Annotated in this window: 21 protein-coding genes and 1 tRNA gene; 12 read left to right on the top strand and 10 right to left on the bottom strand. The window is 67.2% G+C overall.

Annotation, left to right across the window (positions count from 1 at the left end):
• Positions 1-358 precede the first annotated feature (358 nt).
• From FB459_RS13430 to FB459_RS13395, 7 genes are all read left to right on the top strand, one after another.
• Entirely contained in the window at positions 359-1,645 is a 1,287-nt protein-coding gene (locus tag FB459_RS13430) for a glutamate-5-semialdehyde dehydrogenase (RefSeq protein ID WP_141928852.1), read from the top strand.
• Between the two features lie 60 nt (positions 1,646-1,705).
• On the top strand, positions 1,706-1,930 hold the full coding sequence (locus tag FB459_RS13425) for a hypothetical protein (protein ID WP_141928851.1): 225 nt from the start codon (positions 1,706-1,708) through the stop codon (positions 1,928-1,930).
• A gap of 17 nt (positions 1,931-1,947) precedes the next feature.
• Positions 1,948-2,538, top strand: a complete 591-nt coding sequence (nadD, locus tag FB459_RS13420; protein ID WP_141928850.1) for a nicotinate-nucleotide adenylyltransferase — start codon at positions 1,948-1,950, stop codon at positions 2,536-2,538.
• Entirely contained in the window at positions 2,535-2,936 is a 402-nt protein-coding gene (gene rsfS / locus FB459_RS13415; protein WP_141928849.1) for a ribosome silencing factor, read from the top strand. The genes nadD and rsfS overlap by 4 nt, the downstream gene beginning before the upstream one ends.
• Complete coding sequence (locus FB459_RS13410) at positions 2,933-3,589, top strand: histidine phosphatase family protein (RefSeq protein WP_141928848.1); 657 nt, start codon at positions 2,933-2,935, stop codon at positions 3,587-3,589. The genes rsfS and FB459_RS13410 overlap by 4 nt, the downstream gene beginning before the upstream one ends.
• Positions 3,586-4,152: a DUF4442 domain-containing protein gene (locus FB459_RS13405; protein ID WP_141928847.1), complete on the top strand. Its 567-nt coding sequence runs from the start codon at positions 3,586-3,588 to the stop codon at positions 4,150-4,152. The genes FB459_RS13410 and FB459_RS13405 overlap by 4 nt, the downstream gene beginning before the upstream one ends.
• Positions 4,153-4,555: 403 nt before the next feature.
• A tRNA-Ala gene (locus FB459_RS13395) sits at positions 4,556-4,628 on the top strand.
• A 629-nt stretch (positions 4,629-5,257) separates the two neighbouring features.
• Here the strand turns inward: FB459_RS13395 and FB459_RS13390 are convergent.
• Entirely contained in the window at positions 5,258-5,764 is a 507-nt protein-coding gene (locus FB459_RS13390; protein WP_129625630.1) for a DinB family protein, read from the bottom strand.
• 270 nt (positions 5,765-6,034) lie between these two features.
• Between FB459_RS13390 and FB459_RS13385 the strand changes: the two genes are divergently transcribed.
• The 3 genes from FB459_RS13385 (at position 6,035) to FB459_RS13375 (ending at position 9,382) form a co-directional block, all read left to right on the top strand.
• Positions 6,035-7,090 (top strand): tyrosine-type recombinase/integrase, encoded by a 1,056-nt coding sequence (locus FB459_RS13385; protein WP_141928846.1) that lies wholly within the window; start codon positions 6,035-6,037, stop codon positions 7,088-7,090.
• The gene (locus FB459_RS13380; RefSeq protein ID WP_026936353.1) at positions 7,080-7,415 is read left to right on the top strand and encodes a helix-turn-helix domain-containing protein; all 336 of its coding nucleotides are present in this window, start codon (positions 7,080-7,082) and stop codon (positions 7,413-7,415) included. Before FB459_RS13385 ends, FB459_RS13380 begins: the two co-directional genes overlap by 11 nt.
• Before the next feature lie 683 nt (positions 7,416-8,098).
• Positions 8,099-9,382: a hypothetical protein gene (locus FB459_RS13375; protein ID WP_229660029.1), complete on the top strand. Its 1,284-nt coding sequence runs from the start codon at positions 8,099-8,101 to the stop codon at positions 9,380-9,382.
• 7 nt (positions 9,383-9,389) lie between these two features.
• Here the strand turns inward: FB459_RS13375 and FB459_RS13370 are convergent, their stop codons facing one another.
• The 7 genes from FB459_RS13370 to acmB all read right to left on the bottom strand — a co-directional run bounded on the left by FB459_RS13370 (position 9,390) and on the right by acmB (position 15,325).
• The gene (locus tag FB459_RS13370) at positions 9,390-9,701 is read right to left on the bottom strand and encodes a thioredoxin domain-containing protein (protein ID WP_026936351.1); all 312 of its coding nucleotides are present in this window, start codon (positions 9,699-9,701) and stop codon (positions 9,390-9,392) included.
• 10 nt (positions 9,702-9,711) lie between these two features.
• A complete protein-coding gene (locus FB459_RS13365) occupies positions 9,712-10,236 on the bottom strand; it encodes a signal peptidase II (protein WP_026936350.1) in 525 nt (174 codons plus the stop codon).
• Positions 10,233-10,841 carry a cadmium resistance transporter gene (locus FB459_RS13360; RefSeq protein ID WP_076693368.1) on the bottom strand — a complete coding sequence of 203 codons (609 nt, stop codon included), beginning with the start codon at positions 10,839-10,841 and terminating at the stop codon, positions 10,233-10,235. Before FB459_RS13360 ends, FB459_RS13365 begins: the two co-directional genes overlap by 4 nt.
• A complete protein-coding gene (locus FB459_RS13355; RefSeq protein ID WP_028707591.1) occupies positions 10,841-12,757 on the bottom strand; it encodes a heavy metal translocating P-type ATPase in 1,917 nt (638 codons plus the stop codon). The genes FB459_RS13360 and FB459_RS13355 overlap by 1 nt, the downstream gene beginning before the upstream one ends.
• A complete protein-coding gene (gene cmtR, locus FB459_RS13350; protein WP_026936347.1) occupies positions 12,754-13,113 on the bottom strand; it encodes a Cd(II)/Pb(II)-sensing metalloregulatory transcriptional regulator CmtR in 360 nt (119 codons plus the stop codon). Before cmtR ends, FB459_RS13355 begins: the two co-directional genes overlap by 4 nt.
• Positions 13,114-13,155: 42 nt before the next feature.
• A complete protein-coding gene (locus FB459_RS18135; RefSeq protein ID WP_211345193.1) occupies positions 13,156-13,425 on the bottom strand; it encodes a hypothetical protein in 270 nt (89 codons plus the stop codon).
• Between the two features lie 697 nt (positions 13,426-14,122).
• Positions 14,123-15,325 (bottom strand): methyl acetate hydrolase AcmB, encoded by a 1,203-nt coding sequence (acmB, locus tag FB459_RS13335; protein ID WP_129625633.1) that lies wholly within the window; start codon positions 15,323-15,325, stop codon positions 14,123-14,125.
• A gap of 162 nt (positions 15,326-15,487) precedes the next feature.
• Between acmB and FB459_RS13330 the strand changes: the two genes are divergently transcribed.
• The gene (locus tag FB459_RS13330; RefSeq protein ID WP_205744731.1) at positions 15,488-16,456 is read left to right on the top strand and encodes an alpha/beta hydrolase; all 969 of its coding nucleotides are present in this window, start codon (positions 15,488-15,490) and stop codon (positions 16,454-16,456) included.
• A gap of 119 nt (positions 16,457-16,575) precedes the next feature.
• A complete protein-coding gene (locus FB459_RS13325; protein ID WP_211345192.1) occupies positions 16,576-17,583 on the top strand; it encodes a helix-turn-helix domain-containing protein in 1,008 nt (335 codons plus the stop codon).
• On the opposite strand, the gene FB459_RS13320 is transcribed toward FB459_RS13325, so the two are convergent.
• Positions 17,562-18,230, bottom strand: coding sequence for a trimeric intracellular cation channel family protein (locus FB459_RS13320; RefSeq protein WP_141928844.1), 669 nt, complete (start codon positions 18,228-18,230; stop codon positions 17,562-17,564). The two genes, FB459_RS13325 and FB459_RS13320, sit on opposite strands and share 22 nt — an antisense overlap.
• Positions 18,231-18,310: 80 nt before the next feature.
• The gene (locus FB459_RS13315; RefSeq protein ID WP_141928843.1) at positions 18,311-20,002 is read right to left on the bottom strand and encodes an ABC-F family ATP-binding cassette domain-containing protein; all 1,692 of its coding nucleotides are present in this window, start codon (positions 20,000-20,002) and stop codon (positions 18,311-18,313) included.
• Positions 20,003-20,086: the final 84 nt, after the last annotated feature.

Raw genomic sequence — 20,086 nt, 5'->3', positions numbered from 1 at the left:
GGTCGCGCAGGTTTGATTTGTGTCTCGACACACTACTCGGACGGCAGGATCTCCGGTCGCAACAGGCGCCGTGCGTTGAGGACGACGAGCTACTGGCTGTGGCCATGGCGTTCGCGGCGACTCCTGCACGTCCCGCATCCAGGGCTGTCGCCGACAAGGTCGCCCGTGAAGTGCGAAATCGACACCATAGGGACAGTTACGACTTCCGCGAGGCGGCCGCGAGTGCGGTGCTCAAACTCCTTGCTGGTGGTGCCGACGAAGAAATTCCGTACTGGGCCTACGACCACACCGGGTCGGTACTGGGCCCGCATCTGGACAACGCCGACGGTTGTGGCAGCCTCGGATCTACGCTTGATCCATGAGCGCCGCCGTGTCCCAAACCGCCGTCAGCTCCACCGAGCGCGTCCAGGCTGCCGGCCTGCGTGCACGAACGGCGAGCAAGCGGCTGGCCCTGCTCAGCCGCGCCGAGAAGGACACAGTTCTGGTCGCACTGGCCGACGCGCTGCGGGCGGCGGTGCACCGGATCGTCAACGCCAATGCAGAGGACATCGAACGCGGCCGCATCGGCGGAATGACCGAGAGCCTTCAGGACCGTCTCCGGCTCACTCCCGAACGGGTCGCGTCCATCGCTCAGGCACTCCAGGACGTTGCCTCGTTGCCCGACCCGATCGGTGAGGTCGTGCGCGGCTCCACCTTGGCGAATGGCTTGCAGATCAAGCAGATTCGCGTGCCGATGGGTGTCGTCGGAATGGTCTACGAGGCCCGTCCGAATGTCACCGTCGACGCTGCCGGACTCGGTCTGAAGAGCGGCAACGCGATGATCCTGCGCGGTGGGTCGGCCGCTGCGTCCAGCAACGCGGTCATTGTCGAGGTGCTCCGTGTGGCTCTCGAAGCGCACGGGCTGCCTGCCGACTCGGTGCAACTGCTCGACGGTGGCCACGAGGACGTCGACGCACTCATCACCGCCCGCGGTCTGGTCGATCTGGTGATCCCGCGCGGGGGAGCGGCACTGATCCAGCGCGTCGTGCTCGGCGCGACCGTGCCCGTGATCGAGACCGGCATCGGCAACGTCCACGTCTACATCGACTCCGCTGCCGACCCCGAGACGGCGCGCGCGATCACGTTCAACGCCAAGACCCATCGTCCGAGCGTCTGCAATGCGGCCGAAACGCTGCTGGTGCACCGCGACATCGCTGCGACCTTCCTGCCGGACGCCCTGAAGCAACTCGCGGACGCCGGCGTCAAGCTTTACCTCGACGACGATTCGCGCGCCATTGCAGGCGATGTGCCGAACGAACCGGTCACCGACGAACTGTTCGGCACCGAGTTCCACGGCCTGGAGATGAGCGTCGGTGTCGTCGACTCACTCGAGGCCGCGATCGATCACATCGACCGATTCGGCACCCAACACACCGAGGTGATCGTCACCGAGAACCGCGCGGCCTCACGCGAGTTCGTCGCCCGCGTCGATGCGGCTGTCGTGATGGTGAACGCGTCCTCGAGGTTCACCGACGGGGGAGAGTTCGGGTTCGGCGCCGAGATCGGGATCTCCACCCAGAAGCTGCACGCACGTGGCCCGATGGCGCTGCCGGAACTCACCAGCACCAAGTGGGTTGTCGAGGGCGACGGACAGATCCGGGTCTGAGCCGCAGCCTCCGGAGAGGCACGCCTGCCGCCCTCGACACCAGACGGTAAGGTGGCCGTCATGACGTCGCGTGTCCTGACCATCGTCGCCGAAGGCGATGTGCCCCCGCTGCACCACAACGAACTGCCGATGCCGCACCTGATGTACGGGCTGATCGCGCTGGCGGTGTTCGCTCTGATGTTCGGCATCCTGTGGTCGTTCCGCAACACCTCGCCCAAGCTCGGCGAGCAGGTGCCGCACGACAACCCGAAGGTCACCAACCGCGACGAACGGTCGGATCACTGACCATCCGCCTGGGGGTCATGGGCGGCACCTTCGACCCCATCCACCACGGCCACCTGGTCGCGGCCAGCGAGGTGCAGGCGACGCTCGATCTCGACGAGGTCGTGTTCGTCCCCACCGGGCAGCCGTGGCAGAAGGAAGGCCGCGACGTCGCTCCGGCCGAGCACCGTTACTTGATGACGGTCATCGCCACGGCGTCCAACCCGCGCTTCACGGTGAGCCGCGTCGACATCGATCGGCCCGGACCGACCTACACCCTCGACACCCTGCGCGATCTGAAGACCCAGCGTCCGGACGCCGAACTCTTCTTCATCACCGGTGCCGACGCCCTGTCGCAGATCCTTTCCTGGAAGGGCGTCCAGGATCTCTGGGACCTCGCGCACTTCATCGGAGTCACCCGGCCCGGACACGAACTGTCCGACAAGGGGCTGCCCAAGGACAAGGTGACGCTCAAGGAGATCCCGGCGATGGCCATCAGCTCCACGGACTGCCGCGACCGGGTCCGCGACGACAAACCGGTCTGGTACCTCGTCCCTGACGGCGTCGTCCAGTACATCAACAAATATCAGCTCTACCTGCCCGGCGGCGGAGAGTTGCAGGAGGAACAGTGACCGCCACCCCCGAGGCGATCGATCTCGCCAAGGCTGCAGCAGCCGCTGCCGACGAACTCAAGGCGACCACGATCGTCGCGCTCGACGTCAGCGAGCATCTCGCGCTGACCGACGTCTTCCTCATCGCCTCCGCCGACAACGAACGACAGGTGGACGCCATCGTCGGCGCGATCGAGGACGCCCTGCTCGAGCGCAAGGTGAAGCCGGTGCGCCGCGAAGGCCGCGGCGGCGGACGCTGGGTGCTGATCGACTTCGGCGACATCGTCGTCCACGTGCAGCACGACGACGAGCGTGAGTTCTACCAACTCGAGCGACTGTGGCGTGACTGCCCCACGATCGACCTCGAACTACCGAGCGGCGCCGACGAAACGGACGCGGCCACGACCGACGCCGAATGATCGCGGCGATCCCGGGACCGTCCGAGCGGCTTATGCTCAGCAAGAACCCGAAGCGTTTGATCGTGCTGCGTCACGGCCAGACCACCCACAACGCAGGCGGCATCTGGCAAGGCCAGCTCGACACCGAACTCTCCGAGGTCGGCCTTCAGCAGGCCGCAGCGGCAGCGACGGTGCTCGCCGAACGCACACCGGATGTCGTTCGCTCCAGTGACCTGCGCCGCGCGTACGCCACCGCGCAGGCGGTGGTCGGGCTGACCGGCCAGGACATCGAATCCGATCCGCGGTTGCGCGAAATCAATGTCGGTGAGTGGCAAGGAAAGTCGGGCGAGGAAGTCCGCGAACGCCACGGCGCCGAGCTGGACGCGATCGCCCGCGGCGAGGACGTCCGGCGCGGTGAGACCGGTGAGACCGTCGCCGAGGTCGCCGCCCGCGCGCTCGCCGCGACGAAGGACCTCATCGACGAACTCCCGGTGGGCGGCCTCGGGCTGATCGTCACCCACGGTGTCGCCGGTCGCGCGCTCGCTGCGTCCCTGGTCGGCATCGACCTGCACGCCGCCTGGCTCGCGCTCGGCGGGTTGCACAACTGCCACTGGGTGGAACTGTCCGAAGGCGCCCACGGCTGGCGCATCGAGAAGTGGAACGCACACGCATGAGCAAGACCTCCCGCCACGGCGAACGCCGCCGCTTCAGCCCGAACATGCTGCGTCGCGGCATGAACCTCTACCCGCCGTTTCTCGGAATGGGGTTACGGGTCAAGGAGTTCAGCGACGACTGGACCGTTTGCCGGGTGGAGCTCAAGCTCACCCGCTTCAACCGCAACCAGCAAGGCACCGCCTACGGTGGCTCCATCGGCGCGATGTCCGACGCCTTCCACGCCCTGCTGCTCATGCACCAGCTCGGCACCGACTACTACGTGTGGGACAAGGCCGCCGAGATCGAGTACGTCAGCCCCGGTGTCGGCACCGTCTACGGACGCTTCGAGGTCTCGGCCGAGATGGCCGAGGCGATCCGCGCGGAGGCGGCGTCGGGGCAGAAGGTGCTGCCGTGGTTCGAAACCGAGCTCACCCTGCGCGACGGCACCGTCGTGGCACGCGTCCGGCGCCAGCTCTACGTGCGCAAGAAGCGTGCGACGCGCGAGGTCACGCCTGATCGTCCCCGGCGCCCCGATCTACGATCGGGTCTTCGATCGGGTGCGGACGGCTCATCCGCGGGATGACCAGCGGGGTGTGCGATTCGGGGTCTTCGATCACCCGGCACGCGAGCCCGAAAACCTGCTTCACGAGGTCGGCGGTCAGCACCTGTGACGGCGCTCGCGGGCCGACGATGACACTGCCGCGCATCGCCGCAGCGAGTCAACGATGACGTGTGGTTCCTTGGGCCCGGCCCCACCGGCGCCGGGCTGGTGCTTCAGGACTTGCAGAAGTTCTTCGCTACCAACTGACCATCGCGCGGCTGCGCCCGGCATCCCACGCGTCCGTGGAGGTCGGGCGCAGTCGCCGCGCAAACAGGTCGTTGCGCGGCGCGTACGGGTCAAGACCGTACGGCCCTACCCGATTTGGTGTCGTGGGGGAGGGTCAGTAAGCTAGTCCAGTCGCCCGAACGAGGCAGACAACCCACCTGGGGCATTGGCGCAGTTGGTAGCGCGCTTCCATGGCATGGAAGAGGTCAGGGGTTCGAATCCCCTATGCTCCACCCCACGCACAAGGCTCGAACCCTTGCCATCTTGGATGGTTTCGGTTCGGGCCTTGTTGCTGTCCTGGGCCCACGTGAGGGCGTTGGCGTTGATCTGGGGATCGAGGAGCATTTCGAAGGGTCTGCTGTTTTCGACTCGGAGTTGGTCGTCTTCGTCGATGTAGATCTTGATGAAGAAGGCTTGGTTGCAGAGGCGCCGGTTGGCGTTGTCGCAGCGTTCGTGGACATCGGCGCCGGTGGCGGAACGCCAGCTCGTTGCCGCTCTCGAAGGCCTCCAGTAGTCGGAGGTGGGTGTCGAATCCCAATGGGCCAGTGTCGTCCTCCAGGAACTCGACCTACTGCGTCCATTAGGCCGCCTGAAGTACGTCCCCATCGTCGACGTCGTGCTTGCGCGCGCTCGGATGGATCCTTCACACGGCGAACTGGGTTGGAAAGAACGATCGACTTTCGTCATGAGGGAAACGTCACGTCCAACTGCTCCGCGACCGAACTGACGGCCGCGGGGCAAGCGTGCCGCCGGCGCGTGCTCGCAGGAAACTGTGGGTGGGCCCCACTGTTCTTCTGCTCATGAAAGCGACTGGAGCGGGGCCGGCCCGGGTTCGAAGACCTACCAAAGGCTTCCATCTGGTCTAGCCTCTGGGAGCATCCTCCTGCTGGCTCCTCTCGAGAGCGTCCAGGTCGCGGATTGCGTACCGCAAGTGTTCCCACTCCTCTTCGAGGATCGTCCGGACGCACGACAGGACGGTCTCCTGGTGCTCAGGGGCATGCGGGTTGGGTCGAGTCGACGTCAGTTCGTCGTCGGAGACGGACCCCAGGAACTCCCGGACCATGCCCACTCGGTCGGCTCGGGCCTGCAGCACCTCGGCCCAGCCGGGGGACGCCACGCTGAAAACGCTGGTGTCGCGACCGTCCTCGACGAAGCTTGTGTCCGGCAGACCAGCGGGGTGATAGGGCTGCTCCACGCCCTGCACTGCCTTGCGGAGCCACGTGTCCGTCGCCATGACAAGGTGGCGCACCGTCTGCGCGAATGACCATTCGTCCCCGATCTGGGCATCCACCGAACCTGGTTGCATGGCGTCCACGCGTCGGATCGCCGACTGCCATGCGTGTTCGACGGCGGCCCAGGCGTCGCGCAGACCGTCCGCACTGGAAGCTCGACGAAGGGCACGGCCGGGGAACCGGCAACCATCGCATGTTGCAGTGAATGCAACTGTTCACACTTGCAAACGACGCCTATTCGTCTGGTTCGGTACCCAACTGCTCCGACGATAACAGCGTGATCTCGCGGATGCCGGGATCTGAGTTGACACGGTGATGCACTGTCCCATACTTTGTTGCATCTAATGCAAGATTTTGGGGCCTCTCCAGCGGCGCTTCGGCTGCTCACGTCAGCGTCGAACGTCGCATTGGCGAACCCGGAGGAACAGGTCTTCAACGCGATGATCGAGGGCTGGCGGAACCAGCAGTTGTCACGCGGGCTCCGCGAGCAAACGATTCGAAATCGGACGGCGACGGTGTCGCGGTTCCGTGATTTCGTGGACAAGCCCCCGTGGAGGTGGACGGTCGCCGATGTGGATGAGTTCACCGCGGAATCGGGCGGACGCACTCGCACGCTGTCGACGATGCGCGCCAATCACGGGTCCATCCGGGGATTCTGCGACTACCTCACGAACCCGTTGTACGACTGGATGGAGATCTGCGACCGGGAGTTCGGTGAGGTCCCGTCCCAGGTGTGTCGGCCGTGGAACACGGTCGCGCACCGGTTTGAGTTCGAGGGGGACGGGAAACGCCGCCCGTTCACGTACGACGAGATCGAGCGCCTGTTCGACACCGCCGACGCTCGCGTCGAGCTGCTCGTGGCGTCGGGCCGGAAGGGCGCTCTCGGGGCGTTGCGTGACGCACAACTGCTGAAGACGGTCTACGCGTTCGGGTTGCGCCGCACGGAGGCGGTGATGCTCGACACCGTCGACCTGCACCACAACGCAAAGATGCGCCAGTGGGGGCGTTACGGCGCGATACACGTGCGGTGGGCGAAGGCTGCAGGAGGTGGTGCGCCGCGGCGGCGGACGGTGCTGCTGGTGCCCGAGTTCGACTGGTGGGTGCCGGGCATGCAGCAATGGCTCGAGCAGGCCCGGGAACGCTTCGCGCCCGGAGTTGACCTTGACGCGCTCTGGGTGACCGAGCGTCGCACGCGTCTGTCCGCCGGGTATCTCGACCGGAGGTTCGCGGAGCTGCGGGACGAGGCTGGCCTGTCGAAGGATCTGACGCTGCACAGCCTCCGGCATTCCTACGTCACGCATTTGCTGGAGTTCGGCTATGCCGATCGATTCGTCCAGGAGCAGGTCGGGCACATGCACGCCTCGACGACCTCGATCTACGCCTCCGTCAGTTCGGACTACAAGAACCGGGTGCTCGCGGAAGCACTGAAGGCCCTCATCGAAGGAGAAGCTGATGACCGTTGAGCTCGACACCGGATGGAATCTCCGCAGAGTGATGGCTTCGCGCGGGATCTTCCAGACCTCCAAGCTGAAGCCACTGCTCGAGGAACGCGGGATCGACCTGTCCAGGGAGCAGGTGTATCGGCTGGTGACGCAACCGCCTCAGCGGGTGCGTCTCGACGTGTTGGCGGCGTTGTGCGATGCGCTGGAGTGCTCACTCGACGATCTCGTGACAATCGCTCGCCGAGAGGCATCGACCCCGGTGGCCGTGGGCGAGGAAGCGACGCGCGGGTCGATCGGTGATCTCCGTCCTGTCCGCGCAACCATCCGCCGTCCGCGTACGAAGTAGCCACGGTGGCCAAGCCTCCGCAGCAGCCGAGAGTCACGGAAGTTATCGACCTCGTGCGTCCCCTCGTTCCCGAGATCTTGCCCGAGCGTCTCGCTGAGATCGTGCATTCGGTTGCGCCAGTGCCCCTCACGCAGCGGCTTCTTGAGCTCGCGCTGATCAAGCAGCCTGGGGTCCTCGAGGGGCGGCATGCGAATGTGCCGGTGACCGTCCAGGATCTGGCCCGCGCGCTGGTAGAAGAAGGAGCAGACCGGGTAGTGCTGCCGACGTGCGAGTCCTGCGGCCGCTCGGTGAGAATGCCCCACAAGACGCCGAGCGGTGGTCGGCACTGCTCTCGTTGCGAGCGGAACGCCAGGTCCGTCTCCTGCGCTTCCTGTGGCCGGGTCCGACCCGTGCAGCGCACGATCGACGGACAGCGCTTCTGCCGCGAATGCTGGCGAGCCGACCCTCGATCGTTCGGTGACTGCTCGCGGTGCAGGCAGCACGCGACCATCATCGTCCGCCGCCCGGAACTCGTCTGCCTGGCCTGTTATACCGCACCGATCAAGACCTGCGGTCTCTGCGGAGAACCTGGCCGGGTCGCCTCCCACCTTGACGGGCGACGGGTATGCGCACGCTGCTATTACGCGATGCGTAGACCGCAGCCCTGTCCCGAGTGCGGGCGCAGGGTGTTCTTGACCGGTTTCATGAACGGTCAGAAGGTCTGCGCCGACTGCGCGGGCGCTCCGGTGACGATGGCCTGCCCTGGGTGTGGCTCGATCGAGGAGATCCGCAAGCATCATCTCTGCGTCGAGTGCCGCCGGCCCGTCGCGATCCAGCAGTTGCTCGCCGACGACGCGGGAGAGATCCGCGCGGACCTCCACCCCCTTGCGGACTATCTGCTCACGCACCACAGCAAAGCCGCATCGCTCGAACGCTGGATGCACAAGAGCAAGTGCGCGATGGTGCTCCGCGAGATCGCGGACGGAACCCTGCCACTCACCGCCGAGGCGATCATCACCCGAGCTCGGTCGGGACAGTCGGTAGCGTTCCTCCTCTCGCTTCTGGTCCGCTCAGGAGTGCTTCCGGAGATCGATGTCGAAGGCACGCGCTTCGACCACTGGCTCGATGGATGGTTGGCGGGCATCGAGCATGCCGAGGACCGGCTGGTCCTGCGCCGGTACTGCACCTGGGAGCTCCTCCGGTCCACCCGGGCTTTCCGAGCGGTACCCCGCAGTACATCGAGTCCAGCCGCTGGCTTCCAAAGGCAACGGGCCGCGCTGAAGTACTGCGCCGCGCTTCTTCGAGAGATTCGGTCACAGCAAGAGACGCTGGCAACCTATCCGCAGCGCCGGCTCGACGCATATCTGACTGATTCACCGAGCCAGCGTGACGCGCTGGCACCATTCACTCGCTGGCTACGACGGCACCGGATGAGCACCCTCCGAGTCGAGTTCCGAGCCCATCGCCTCGAAGGGCGAAGCTACGCCTCCGACCACCGATGGCAGATGGCTCGCAAGTTCCTGTCGGATGCCGGCATGGACCCGAAGACCCGGGCAGCCGGGCTCCTCGTACTGCTCTACGGCATCCAGCTGACCCGCATCGTCACGATCACCCGGACACAGATCGATACGAGCTCGCGGCCCGTCACGCTGACCGTCGGGGCCGAGCCGATCGGGCTCCCCGAGATCCTTGGCGACGCCATCAGCGATCTCGCCGACGCCGCGAAGCACCATCCTGAAGGATGGCTGTTCCCCGGCCGGAACCCAGGCAATCACCTCACCCCGGGCCCGCTGAGCCGTCGTCTTCGCGCCGAAGGCCTGCTCGCGGGAAGCGCACGCACCACAGCGCTCATCGAGCTCACCCGGCAAATGCATCCCCGGATCGTCTCGGATCTCCTCGGCATCACGACCTCGTCCGCCGCCGCATGGTCGCGTCTCGCCGGCGGTGACTGGTCCGACTATCCGGCACTCCGTTCCGACCACGCCTGAACGAGCATCACACGTCAGCGCCCGGGCCGGAAATCGCTTCGCGCAACTGCTCGACGGTCGGCGACCCGGCGATCCCAGCTGGCGTGCGGAACATCCGGCAGGCGAGCCCGACGTGGGTACGCTCGTCGGCGAACGGGTCGATGCCGTCGACGAGCACGGTTGGGGAGCCGTGGAACCCGAGGCGCACGGCGTCCTCGGGGGTCTCGACCAGCTGACGTATGACCCTGACATCGGATCGGTCGTTGACTACTTCAGCGAGCCGCTGGTCGAGCACCTCCCAGTTGGGGCAGCCGTTGAAATACTGCAGGATGATCTCCATGATGGTCCTCTCAGTTCTCGTTGCCGCGGATCATCAGAAGCGCTCCGGCGATCGCGGCGGTGACGATCACGACGTCGGCGACGTTCCCGATGAACCAGTTCCCGTAGGCGAGGAAGTCCACGACGTGCCCCTGGGCGAACCCTGGAGCACGGAAAAGCCTGTCGCCGGCGTGGGAGGCGGCGGCCCCGCCAAGCGCGCCGATCACGATCGCCCACCCGGGGTGTCGGACACGGAACGCGAACACGATCGCGGTGACGGTGGCCGCGACGGCCACCAGCGCGAACACCCAGGTGGAACCCTCACCGAAGGAGAACGCCGCGCCGGGGTTGTAAGCGAGTTGCAGGCCCAGCAGGTCGCCGATCAGCGGGAGGCGCTCACTTACTGTGAGCGTGGCCTCCGCCCATGCCTTCGTCCCCTGATCGATCAGGAGGACGAGCCCGCCGAGCGCGAGTGCCCCCGCCGTGAGCCGCCAACGCCCCCTCTGCTGCCGCTCTCCCGACGTCAGCTCAGCATCGGCAGCCGCGTCCGGGGTCATGCGAGGACCTCGACGAGGCGGACGATGACGCCGGAATCGATCAGGATGAACAGGCCCAGGCCGATGAACACGACGGGTACGAGCCAGTGCTCGACGCGTTCAAGCGTTTCGGTGACGGCCTTGTGGGTTCCGATCAGGCGTCCAGCAGCGCACCAGACGGCGACGAGGACGAGGAACACCGCGATCATGACGACGACGTCGCCGGGCGAACTGGTGCGGAGGATCGGCGTGTAGAGGGAGATGTTGTCGGCCCCGTTGGCGATCGTGATCCCGGCGACGCCCCACAGCCCGACCGCGGTGATCTTCTCGTCGTCGTCATCGTCGTCACCGTTGCGTCGCAGGCCCCGCACGAGGGTCCAGATGCCGATGCCGAGCGGGATCAGGCCGAGGAAGCCCACCCATTCGTCGGGGACGATGGTCAGGCCGAGCGCGGCGATCACGCTGATCACGACGAGGGTGATGAACCCGAGGTACTGGCCTGCGACGATCTGCCACGGTCGCGGCTTCCCTCGGCTGGAGGCCAGGAACAGCACGGTCAGCACGACGATGTCATCGATGTTGGTCGCAGCAAACAAGCCGATCGCTGAGCCGATGGTCGCAAGCATCAGCTCTCCAGCCGTGGGGTACGCGTGCGGGCGGCGCGGAGTCCGTTGAGGATCACGACGACCTCGGCGATCTCGTGGACCAGCACCACAGCGGCGAGTCCGAGGACGCCGAACAGCGCGAGCGGCAGCAGCGCGGTGATGATCAGCAGCGACAGGACGATGTTCTGGTTGATGATGCGGCGTCCGCGGCGGGCGTGGTCGAACGCGCGCGGGATGAGGCGGAGGTCGTGGCCGGTGAACGCGACGTCGGCGGACTCGATCGCCGCGTCCGAGCCGGTCGCGCCCATCGCGATGCCGATGTCCGCGGCGGCCAGAGCGGGGGCGTCGTTGATGCCGTCGCCGATCATTGCAACCGACCCCGCCTTGGACAGCTCCCCGATCGCGGTCGCTTTGTCTTCGGGACGCAGTTCCGCGCGCACGTCGCTGATACCGGCCTGCGCTGCCAGCGCCCGTGCCGTGCGGGCGTTGTCGCCGGTGAGCATCGTCACCCCGACGCCCTGCGCCGCGAGAGTCCGCACCACTTCGGGGACCTCGGGACGCAGCTCGTCGCGGACGCCGATCGCGGCGACAGGGGCCCCGTCGCGGTGCACGATCACAACGGTCATGCCCTGCTCCTCCAGGCCCGCGACCTGGTCGCCGAGCACCCCGGCGTCGAGCCAGCGGGGGCTGCCGACGGTGATCCGAGTCCCGTCGATCTTGCCCTCGATGCCGTGCCCGGCCTGCTCGGTCACGCCCTCCGCAGCCTGGGCTCCGGGGGCTGCGGCGGTGATCGCCGCGGCCAGCGGGTGCGTGCTGTGCTGCTCCAGCGCGGCCGCCCAGGCCAGCGCCTGGGCGTCGGTCACGCCGTCCGCGGCGAGGACCGCGGTGACGGCGGGCTCGTTGCGGGTGAGGGTGCCGGTCTTGTCGACGGCGACGTGGCGGACCGTGCCGAAGCGCTCGAACACCGCGCCGGACTTGATGATCACGCCGAACTTGCTCGCCGCGCCGATCGCCGCGACCACCGTCAGCGGCACCGAGATCGCCAGCGCGCACGGGGAGGCGGCGACGAGGACGACGAGGGCTCGGGTGATCCACAGCTCCGGGTCCCCGAACAGCGAGCCGACCAGGGCGACCAGGGCCGCGAGGACCAGCACGCCCGGGACCAGCGGGCGCGCGATCCGGTCCGCGAGGCGCGCTCGCTCGCCCTTCTCCGCCTGCGCCTGCTCCACCAGCTCCACGATGGTCGTGAGCGAGTTGTCGGTGCCCGCCGCCGTCGTCTCGACCTCCAGCGCACCGGCGCTGTTGATCGCGCCGGCCGACACGGCGTCGCCGGGCTCGACCTCGACCGGGATCGACTCGCCCGTGATCGCCGAGGTGTCCAGGCTGGAGCGCCCCGCACGGACGACTCCGTCGGTCGCGATCCGCTCGCCGGGACGAACCACCATGACCTGCCCGACCGCGAGGTCCTTCGCCGCAATCTCCACCGAAGCGCCGTCGCGGCGCACGGTCGCGGTGTCGGGGACCAGCTTCAGCAGCGCTCGCAGCCCGCCGCGGGCGCGGTCCATCGCCTTGTCCTCCAGCGCCTCTGCGATCGAGTAGAGGAACGCCAGCGCCGCAGCCTCTTCGACGTAGCCGAGGACGACTGCGCCGACCGCGCTGATCGTCATCAGCAGCCCGATGCCCAGCTTGCCCTTGAACAGCTTCCGGATCGCGCCCGGCGTGAACGTCGACGCGCCCAGCAGCAAGCCGACCCAGAACAGCACCAGTGCCGGGATCTCCATGCCGGACCACTCAAGGATCAGACCAGCGAGGAACGCGACACCGGAGAAGACCGGCACCATGATCCCGCGGTCCCTCCACCAGGGCCGCTCCTTCTCCTCGCTCTCATCGACTGCCGTGGTCGTCGGCTCGTGCTCGCAGCCGCATGCCGCGCTCACGCGTCTGCTCCCGCTCCGCAGCAACCCGGAACGGTGCACGACGAGTCCACGCACGGAGCGTGCTCGTCGACAGCCAGAGTCACATCCACCAGCGCGATGAGAGCGGCCGCGAGGTGCGGATCAGCGATCTCATACCTAGTCTGGCGACCCTCCGGCTCAGCGACCACGATGCCGCAGTCGCGCAGGCAGGTGAGGTGGTTCGACACGTTCGAGCGAGTCAGCTCCAGCTCACGCGAGAGCACCGCCGGGTAGCTCGGTCCCTCGAGCAGGGTCATCAGGATCCGGGAACGCGTCGGATCCGCCATGGCCCGGCCGAGCCGGTTCATGACGTCGAGTCGAGAAGCAATAGTCAGCATGCACTGAACTATACAGCACAGGCTGATCAATCGCCGGATGCATCAGCCTCCGCCACAAGGCGAAACAGCAGTCGACATCTGATGAATACGCGACTCAGCAACAATCGGTGCTACCAGTAGGTCGAGCTCATCGTCGACCAGGGGCGCGACATCCACCCCGTTGACGATGAGCCGCCCCGGCTCCTCGAGCAGCCATGGAGCGTCGATGTCGAGGCCGTCCACGTCAACACCCCGCATGACCGCGTCCCTGAGGCTCACGTCCCGGAAGATCGAGTTCGACAGATCACGAGAGCTGAATTCTTGGCTTCCCATGGCGTGAAGGTACAGCTTGGGGTCTCGGGCACGCCCTCACCAGCTTCACCCGTGTCGGCGACGACCTCGTCCGCCAGTTCCCGGAGGCCGGCCAGGGCTGCTTCGGGCGTCTCGGCGAACCACGAGAGCCTGGCCCGGGGAGTCCACAACACAGGGGTTCGAGGGCCGCTTCGATGCCCGGTAAACCCGTCGCGACCGGCGTGAACATACGGTTCGCGCGGCGGAGCGAAAGTTATCAAACTCTCTACGTAGGTCCACTTTTTCTTCTGGCGGCTCCTTCGGCGTTCATCGGCCGGCTCCTTCGTCGCCTGGCCGATGAGCCGTCCCGCCGCCGTGAGCCTGTCGCTGTGGCTACTTGGGTGCCACCACTGACACATGTCGTTGGGTGGCTCCTTCGGCGTTCATCGGCCGGCTCCTTCGTCGCCTGGCCGATGAGCCGTCCCGCCGCGCTTTCCCGAGCGTCAGCAGTAGTGCGTTGCGGACGGCGCGTAACGTCTGACACTCGGCTTCGTAGGCGGCCCCCGGCGCCGCAGATCCTTCAGTCGATGCGCTCCGGGTGTCGGCTGTTGCTTCGGATACTGCCAGCACCGCCCTCGGCGCACCGGCGGGGCGCTCGCAGACAACCTGCGACGAACGCGTACGCCAAGACGACCGATCGACCAACGGTGGTCGACCGGTCGTCCGGGCGCCAGAACGATCAGCTTTTGGTAAACGCTTGGTACGCAGCGGTTTCGAAGTCGACGTACCCGGTGAACGAGGGGCCGTCGGCAAACGGGAAGATCTGCGTCGCCCAGTAGCCTCCGAACCCGTTGTCGCGGTCGATCCAGTAGAAGAGGTTGGCCAAGCCGGCCCAGCCGATGGCGCCGGCGGGTCGTCCGGTCGGGAACGGGTCCTCGGTGTACTGGAAGCTGTACGACCACGTCTTCTTCAGACCGGGGAAGAACTCGGCGTCGTTCGAGAGCCACTTGATGACGCCCGGCAGCAGCTTGACCTGGAGATTGTCGGGAAGTTGGTTGGTGAAGCCGAGGTCGACAGACGCCGGCGACAGCACCTGCTCGCCGGAGGCGCTGCGTCCCTCGTTGAGCCACATGCGGATGAACTTCAGGTAATCGGGCACGGTCGAGAACAGACCGTGCCCGCCGAAGTCGACCTCGGGCGTGGTGGGGGTCGCGAACTCGCTCGGGGTGAGCGTGCCGTCGTCCTCGCGCTGGTGGTGCCGAGCCTGTCGCGAGAGCATCTCCTCGGTCGGCGCGAAGGCTGAGGACGTCATGCCCAGAGGCGCGAAAATGCGCTCCTGGAACACCTCGCCGAGGCGCTTGCCGGTGATGCCTTCGACCACCTGGCCGGCCCAGTCGATGCTGCTGCCGTACTCCCACTGGGTGCCAGGGTCGAACAGCAGCGGAGAGTTCAACGCGGCGCGCGTCGCGGTGGCCACGCTCGGCTGGCCGTGCTCCTCGGCGAGGCGGTTGTAGGTCTCGTTGAAGAAGTCGTACCCGAAGCCCGCGGTGTGCGTCAGCAGGTGGTGGGTGGTGACGTCGCTGGCCGGCGCACGCAGGATCGGCTGACCGTCCGCGTCGAAGCCGTCGATGACCTTGACGTCGGCGAGGGCGGGCGCGTACTCCTTCGCCGGCGCCTGCAGGTCGAGGTCGCCCGACTCCACCAGCTGGAGGCAGGCGGTTGCGGTGATCGCCTTCGTCGTCGACCAGATGCTGAAGGACGTGTCGGTCGTCATTTCGGCGTCGGACGACAGGTCGCGCACGCCGGACGCGCCGAGGTAGATGTCCTTGTCCCGGTCGGTAATACCGGCGACGACGCCCGGCACTCGTCCTTCCCCGGAATTCGGGCCCTGCGAAGCGCGCTGGACGACGGCGTCGACCGCGGTAGTTAAGTTGTCGCTCACTGATCTTCCTCTCGTTCGGTGAAGCTCAACCCTCGCCCAAGTGTGACGCAGATCACAACCGACGCGGCGTCGCAAATCGACGAACCCATCCCGCCAAATGGCGGGGTGCGGTGCGAGACACCGCAATAGACTTCGAAGAATCGTCGGCACAAAGGAGGCCTCATGACGGTGAACGCGGTGCCGCGGCCCGGATTCGACGCCGAGCTACGCGCCGGATTGGCGGTCGTGGGTGGCATGTTCCCGCCGACCATCACCCCTGAACTCATCGACTTCATGCGAGTCTCGTACGCGTCCCCGCCGATGACCGACCTGTTCCGGCAGCATCGTATTGATGTGACGGACGTCGTCCTGCCCGGCTACCAGGGCGCCGACCTCACGGCCGCCGTTCTCCGACCGCGCGACGCACAGGGCCCGCGTCCGACGGTGCTTTACGCGCATTCGGGCGGGTTGATGTTCGGCGACAAGTTCAGCGGTCTCGACCTTGTGCTCGATTGGGTCAGCGAACTGGGCGCGACCGTCATCACGGTCGACTACCGGCTGGCGCCGGAGTTTCCCGACCCGTACCCGTGGGAGGACATGTACGCAGCCTTGGAATGGGTCGCCGCCGAGTCGGGGAATCTGGGCGTACGTCGCGATCGCATTCTCGTCGCCGGCGCCAGTGCCGGTGGCGGGCTCGCGGCCGGCATCGCTCTAGCCGCACGTGACCGCGGCGGCCCGCGGCCCTGCGGCCAACTGCTCGACTACCCGATGCTCGACGACCGATTGATCACCGCGTCGACCGCACAGTTCGACGGCATCGGCGTATGGGACCGGGTGAGCAATCAAACCGCGTGGCAGGCGATGCTCGGCGATCGCCGCGGTGGCGACGACGTGTCGCCTTACGCCGCACCGGCCCGGGCGGGCGACCTCAGCGCACTGCCGCCGGCGTTCATCGACGTCGGCGCTGCCGAGATCTTCCGCGACGAGGCCATCGACTATGCCGGACGCATCTGGGCGGCAGGGGGCGATGCCGAACTGCACGTGTGGTCGGGCGCCTTTCACGCGTGCGACATCTTCGCGCCGCACACCAGCGTGGGGCGATCGATGATCCGCACCCGCAACGCCTGGGTGGAGAAGACCCTTGCCGACTGATCGGCCGACCCGACCTCGCCAGGAGCCCTGAGATGCAAGAACTCCTCGGACGCATCGCGCGCCTCGACCCCAATTCGAGCCTCGGCCTGCGAGTCATCGCCTGCTTCGACGAGCTCATCGTGGGCAACGTCAACACCCGAGCACTGCTGGCCGCGGCGGCCTCGCTGGCCGGATGCACGGCCGGGTTTCGTGAAAGCGGGTCGCAGGCCGCCATGCGGGTGTCGCCGCGGGGCGAGATCGACCGATCGCAGGCGCCCACGCCGCGCGATGATCTCCTCGCCCGGGCGGGAGACGACATGCTCGTCTGGCTCGAGCGGGACGAAGCGCCGTTTGCCAACGATGCGATCATCCTCGAACGGCTCGCGCTCGCCGTGCGCATCAGACACGGACGCGGTCAGCGCGAAATCGACAACCGTCGCCACCTCGGCGTGCTGACCGAGCGCAACAGCAGTGTCGAGGAACGGCTCGACGCCGCCGGGGCGCTCGGAGTGGTGGCCGCGCGCCGCTACCGCATCGTCGCCGCGCCGCTGTTCGCTGTCTGGGAGGGTCGGCCGTCCGGGCCCAAGGACGTGATCGGCACCCGCTTCGGCCCGATCCATGTCGTCGTCGTCCCGGAGATCTTCGAGCCGTTCCGCGCCGCGCCGGGCGGCATCGGGATCGCCGCTTCCGTGCACGGGCTCGACCGGTCGTTCCGCAGCGCGCTCGTCGCGCTGCGGCTGTGTGATCGGGCGCGTGAGCCGATGGTCGTGGCCGACGACTACGGCGGCCTGATCGACCTGTTGGCTGACGCCGACGACGACGTCCAGCATGGTGACGCCGACAGTCTCACCCTTGTCGCGCAACAGCATCCGTGGGCATTGGAGACCGTCGAGGCGCTGGTGACGACGCAGACGGTTCGGGAAGCGGCCCGTGAACTGAACATTCACCACAGCACACTGCAAGCCCGCTGCGACACGCTCAGGACCGGCCTCGGCTTCGATCCGTTGCAGGGTTTCGGCCGCACCCGTCTTGGCACAGCCTTCCTCATGCACCGACTCAGTCGGTCGACTGTGCTCGACCTGCCCGCCCCGGCCGCCATGACGGGGGTGAGCAGACCCGCTGTGGTTCAGGAGGATTGGCGCGGGTAGCGGCGTTTGATCGCCTGCACTCCGACTCGGGCCGACTCGCCGGGGAGTGTCCAGCCTCTCGCCTTGGCGATGAGCACCATCGGCGCACCCACGGCGGTAGCGGCGAGCACGCCCACCTCGGCGGTCACCAGACCGTTGAGCATGATCGCGACACCGCTGGCGATGATCGCACAGGTGGCATACAAGGTGTTGCCGCCGAGGAAGGCCGGACGCCGGGCGAGCACGACGTCACGAACCATCCCGCCGCCGACCGCGGTGATCGTGCCGAGCAGCAACGAGGGCAACCACCCCAGGCCCGCGCTGAGTGACTTCTGCGTACCGACCGCCGCCCAGGTGCCGAGGGCCAGACCGTCGAGCGCCGGGTAGACCCGGTTCCACAGGCGTCCCTCGAACTGCAGGGTGTAACCGACGGCGGCTGCGGCGATCGCGACGACGAGGTACCAGGAGTCGGTGAGGGCGACCGGCGTCCCCTGCTGCAGGAGGGTGTCGCGGATCATTCCGCCGCCGAGGCCGGAAAGGATTGCCAGCACAGCGAATCCGACCGGGTCGAGGCGCTCGCGGCGGGCGATCTCCGCACCCAGCAGACCGTTCACGGCGACGCCGATGAGGTCGACCGTGCGGACGATGTCACCGAGGTCGGTGGTCACCCTGTCGCCTCCTCAATCGGGCCGGCACCGGCGGCCGACCGGACAAGTGTGCCGTACCCAGCCCACGGGTCCGGGACCGGTCAGCGATCGCGGACGACCCGCGTCTCGTCCCACACCGGTGCGGGCGTCTCGTAGACCCGGCCGTCGCCGCCGAACACGAGGTACCGGTCGAATCCCTTTGCAAACCAACGGTCGTGGGTCACCGCGATGACCGTGCCTTCGAAGCCGTCCAGGCCCTCCTCGAGCGACTCGGCCGAGTGCAGGTCGAGGTTGTCGGTCGGTTCGTCGAGCAGCAGCAGCGTCGCACCGCTGAGTTCGAGCAGCAGAATCTGCAAGCGCGCCTGCTGCCCACCGGAGAGCGACCCGAAGGTCTGCTCGGCGCTGCGAGCCAACTCGTACCGGTCGAGTGCCCGCGACGCCTGCTCCCGCGGCATGCCTTCGCGGTGCTCGTCACCACGATGCAGGATGTCGAGCAGCGTCCGATCGGTCAGTGAGGCGTGCTGATGCGTCTGTGCGAACCAGCCCGGGCGCACCCTCGAGCCCAGGCGGGCAATTCCGCTGTGCTGCACCGTGTCCGGGACGAAGTCGCCTACCGGGCGGTGCTCGATGTCCGGGTCGGAACCACCGGCGGCCAACAACCGAAGGAAGTGGGACTTGCCCGACCCGTTCGAGCCCAGGACGGCGACTCGCTCGCCGTACCAGATCTCGCAGTCGAAGGGCTTCATCAATCCGGTGAGCTCCAGTCCTTCGCAGATCACCGAGCGCTTGGCCGTGCGACCACCGCGCAGCCGCATGGTCACCTTCTGCTCGAAGGGGATCGCCTGCGGCGGGCCCGCTGCCTCGAACTTGGCCAACCGGGTCTGGGCAGCGTGGTAGCGCGAGGCCATGCCGTCGTTGAAGGTCGATTTCACCTTCAGGTTCAGCACGAGCGTCTTCAGCTTGGTGTGCTCCTCGTCCCAGCGGCGCCGCAACTCCTCGAGGCGGTCGTTCCGGTCGATACGCGCCTGCTGATAGGTGTCGAACGATCCGGGATGCACCCAGCACACGGCGCCGGCCGCCTGTGGTTCCAGGGTCGCGATCCGGGTCGCGACGGTGCTCAGCAGTTCCCGGTCGTGGCTGATGAACAGGACGGTCTTGGGGGACGCGTTGAGTTGAGCTTCGAGCCAGCGCTTGGTCGGCACGTCCAGGTAGTTGTCCGGCTCGTCGAGCAACAGGACATCCTCCGGCCCGCGAAGCAGCGCCTCCAACACGAGTCGTTTTTGCTCGCCACCGCTGAGGGTGTTGACGTCGCGCCACTGTGCCTGGTCGAACGGAATCGACAGTGCCGCAACGGTGCACACATCCGCGAGCGTCTCCCAGTCGTACCCGCCGACCTCTGCCCAGTCGGCCAACGCCTGCGCGTACGCCATCTGGTCGGACTCGTCGTCGCGTTCCATGATCGCCAGCTCGGTGCGGTCGACAGCGGCGGCCGCTTCACGGATCGGCAGGGGAGCGACGGTGAGCAGCAGATCCCGGACGGTCACCTGTTTGCCCTCGCGCCCGACCTTACCGATGAACTGCGGCATCACGCCGATCCTCCCGCTGCGGGTGATCGCCCCGTCGTGCGCGTCGAGTTCGCCGGAGATGATGCGAAGCAGCGTGGTCTTGCCGGTGCCGTTCGGACCGACGAGTGCGACCTTCGCGCCGTCGCCCACGCGCAGACTCACCCCGCCGAGCAGCGGCCTGCCGTCGGGCAGGAAGTAGTCGACGGAGTTGGCTTCGATGTGTCCCACGAGGCTCAAGCTTGCTGCATCACAGGGCATCCGTCACTTCGATTGTGCGCCGGAACGACGCCGTTGTGAGTTCCCTCACCATCC

The sequence above is a fragment of the Yimella lutea genome (assembly GCF_006715095.1).
In the GTDB taxonomy this organism is placed as follows: Bacteria; Actinomycetota; Actinomycetes; order Actinomycetales; family Dermatophilaceae; genus Yimella; species Yimella lutea.
The sequence above is the reverse complement of the archived record's forward strand: the minus strand, read 5'-3'. Positions and strand labels throughout refer to the sequence as shown.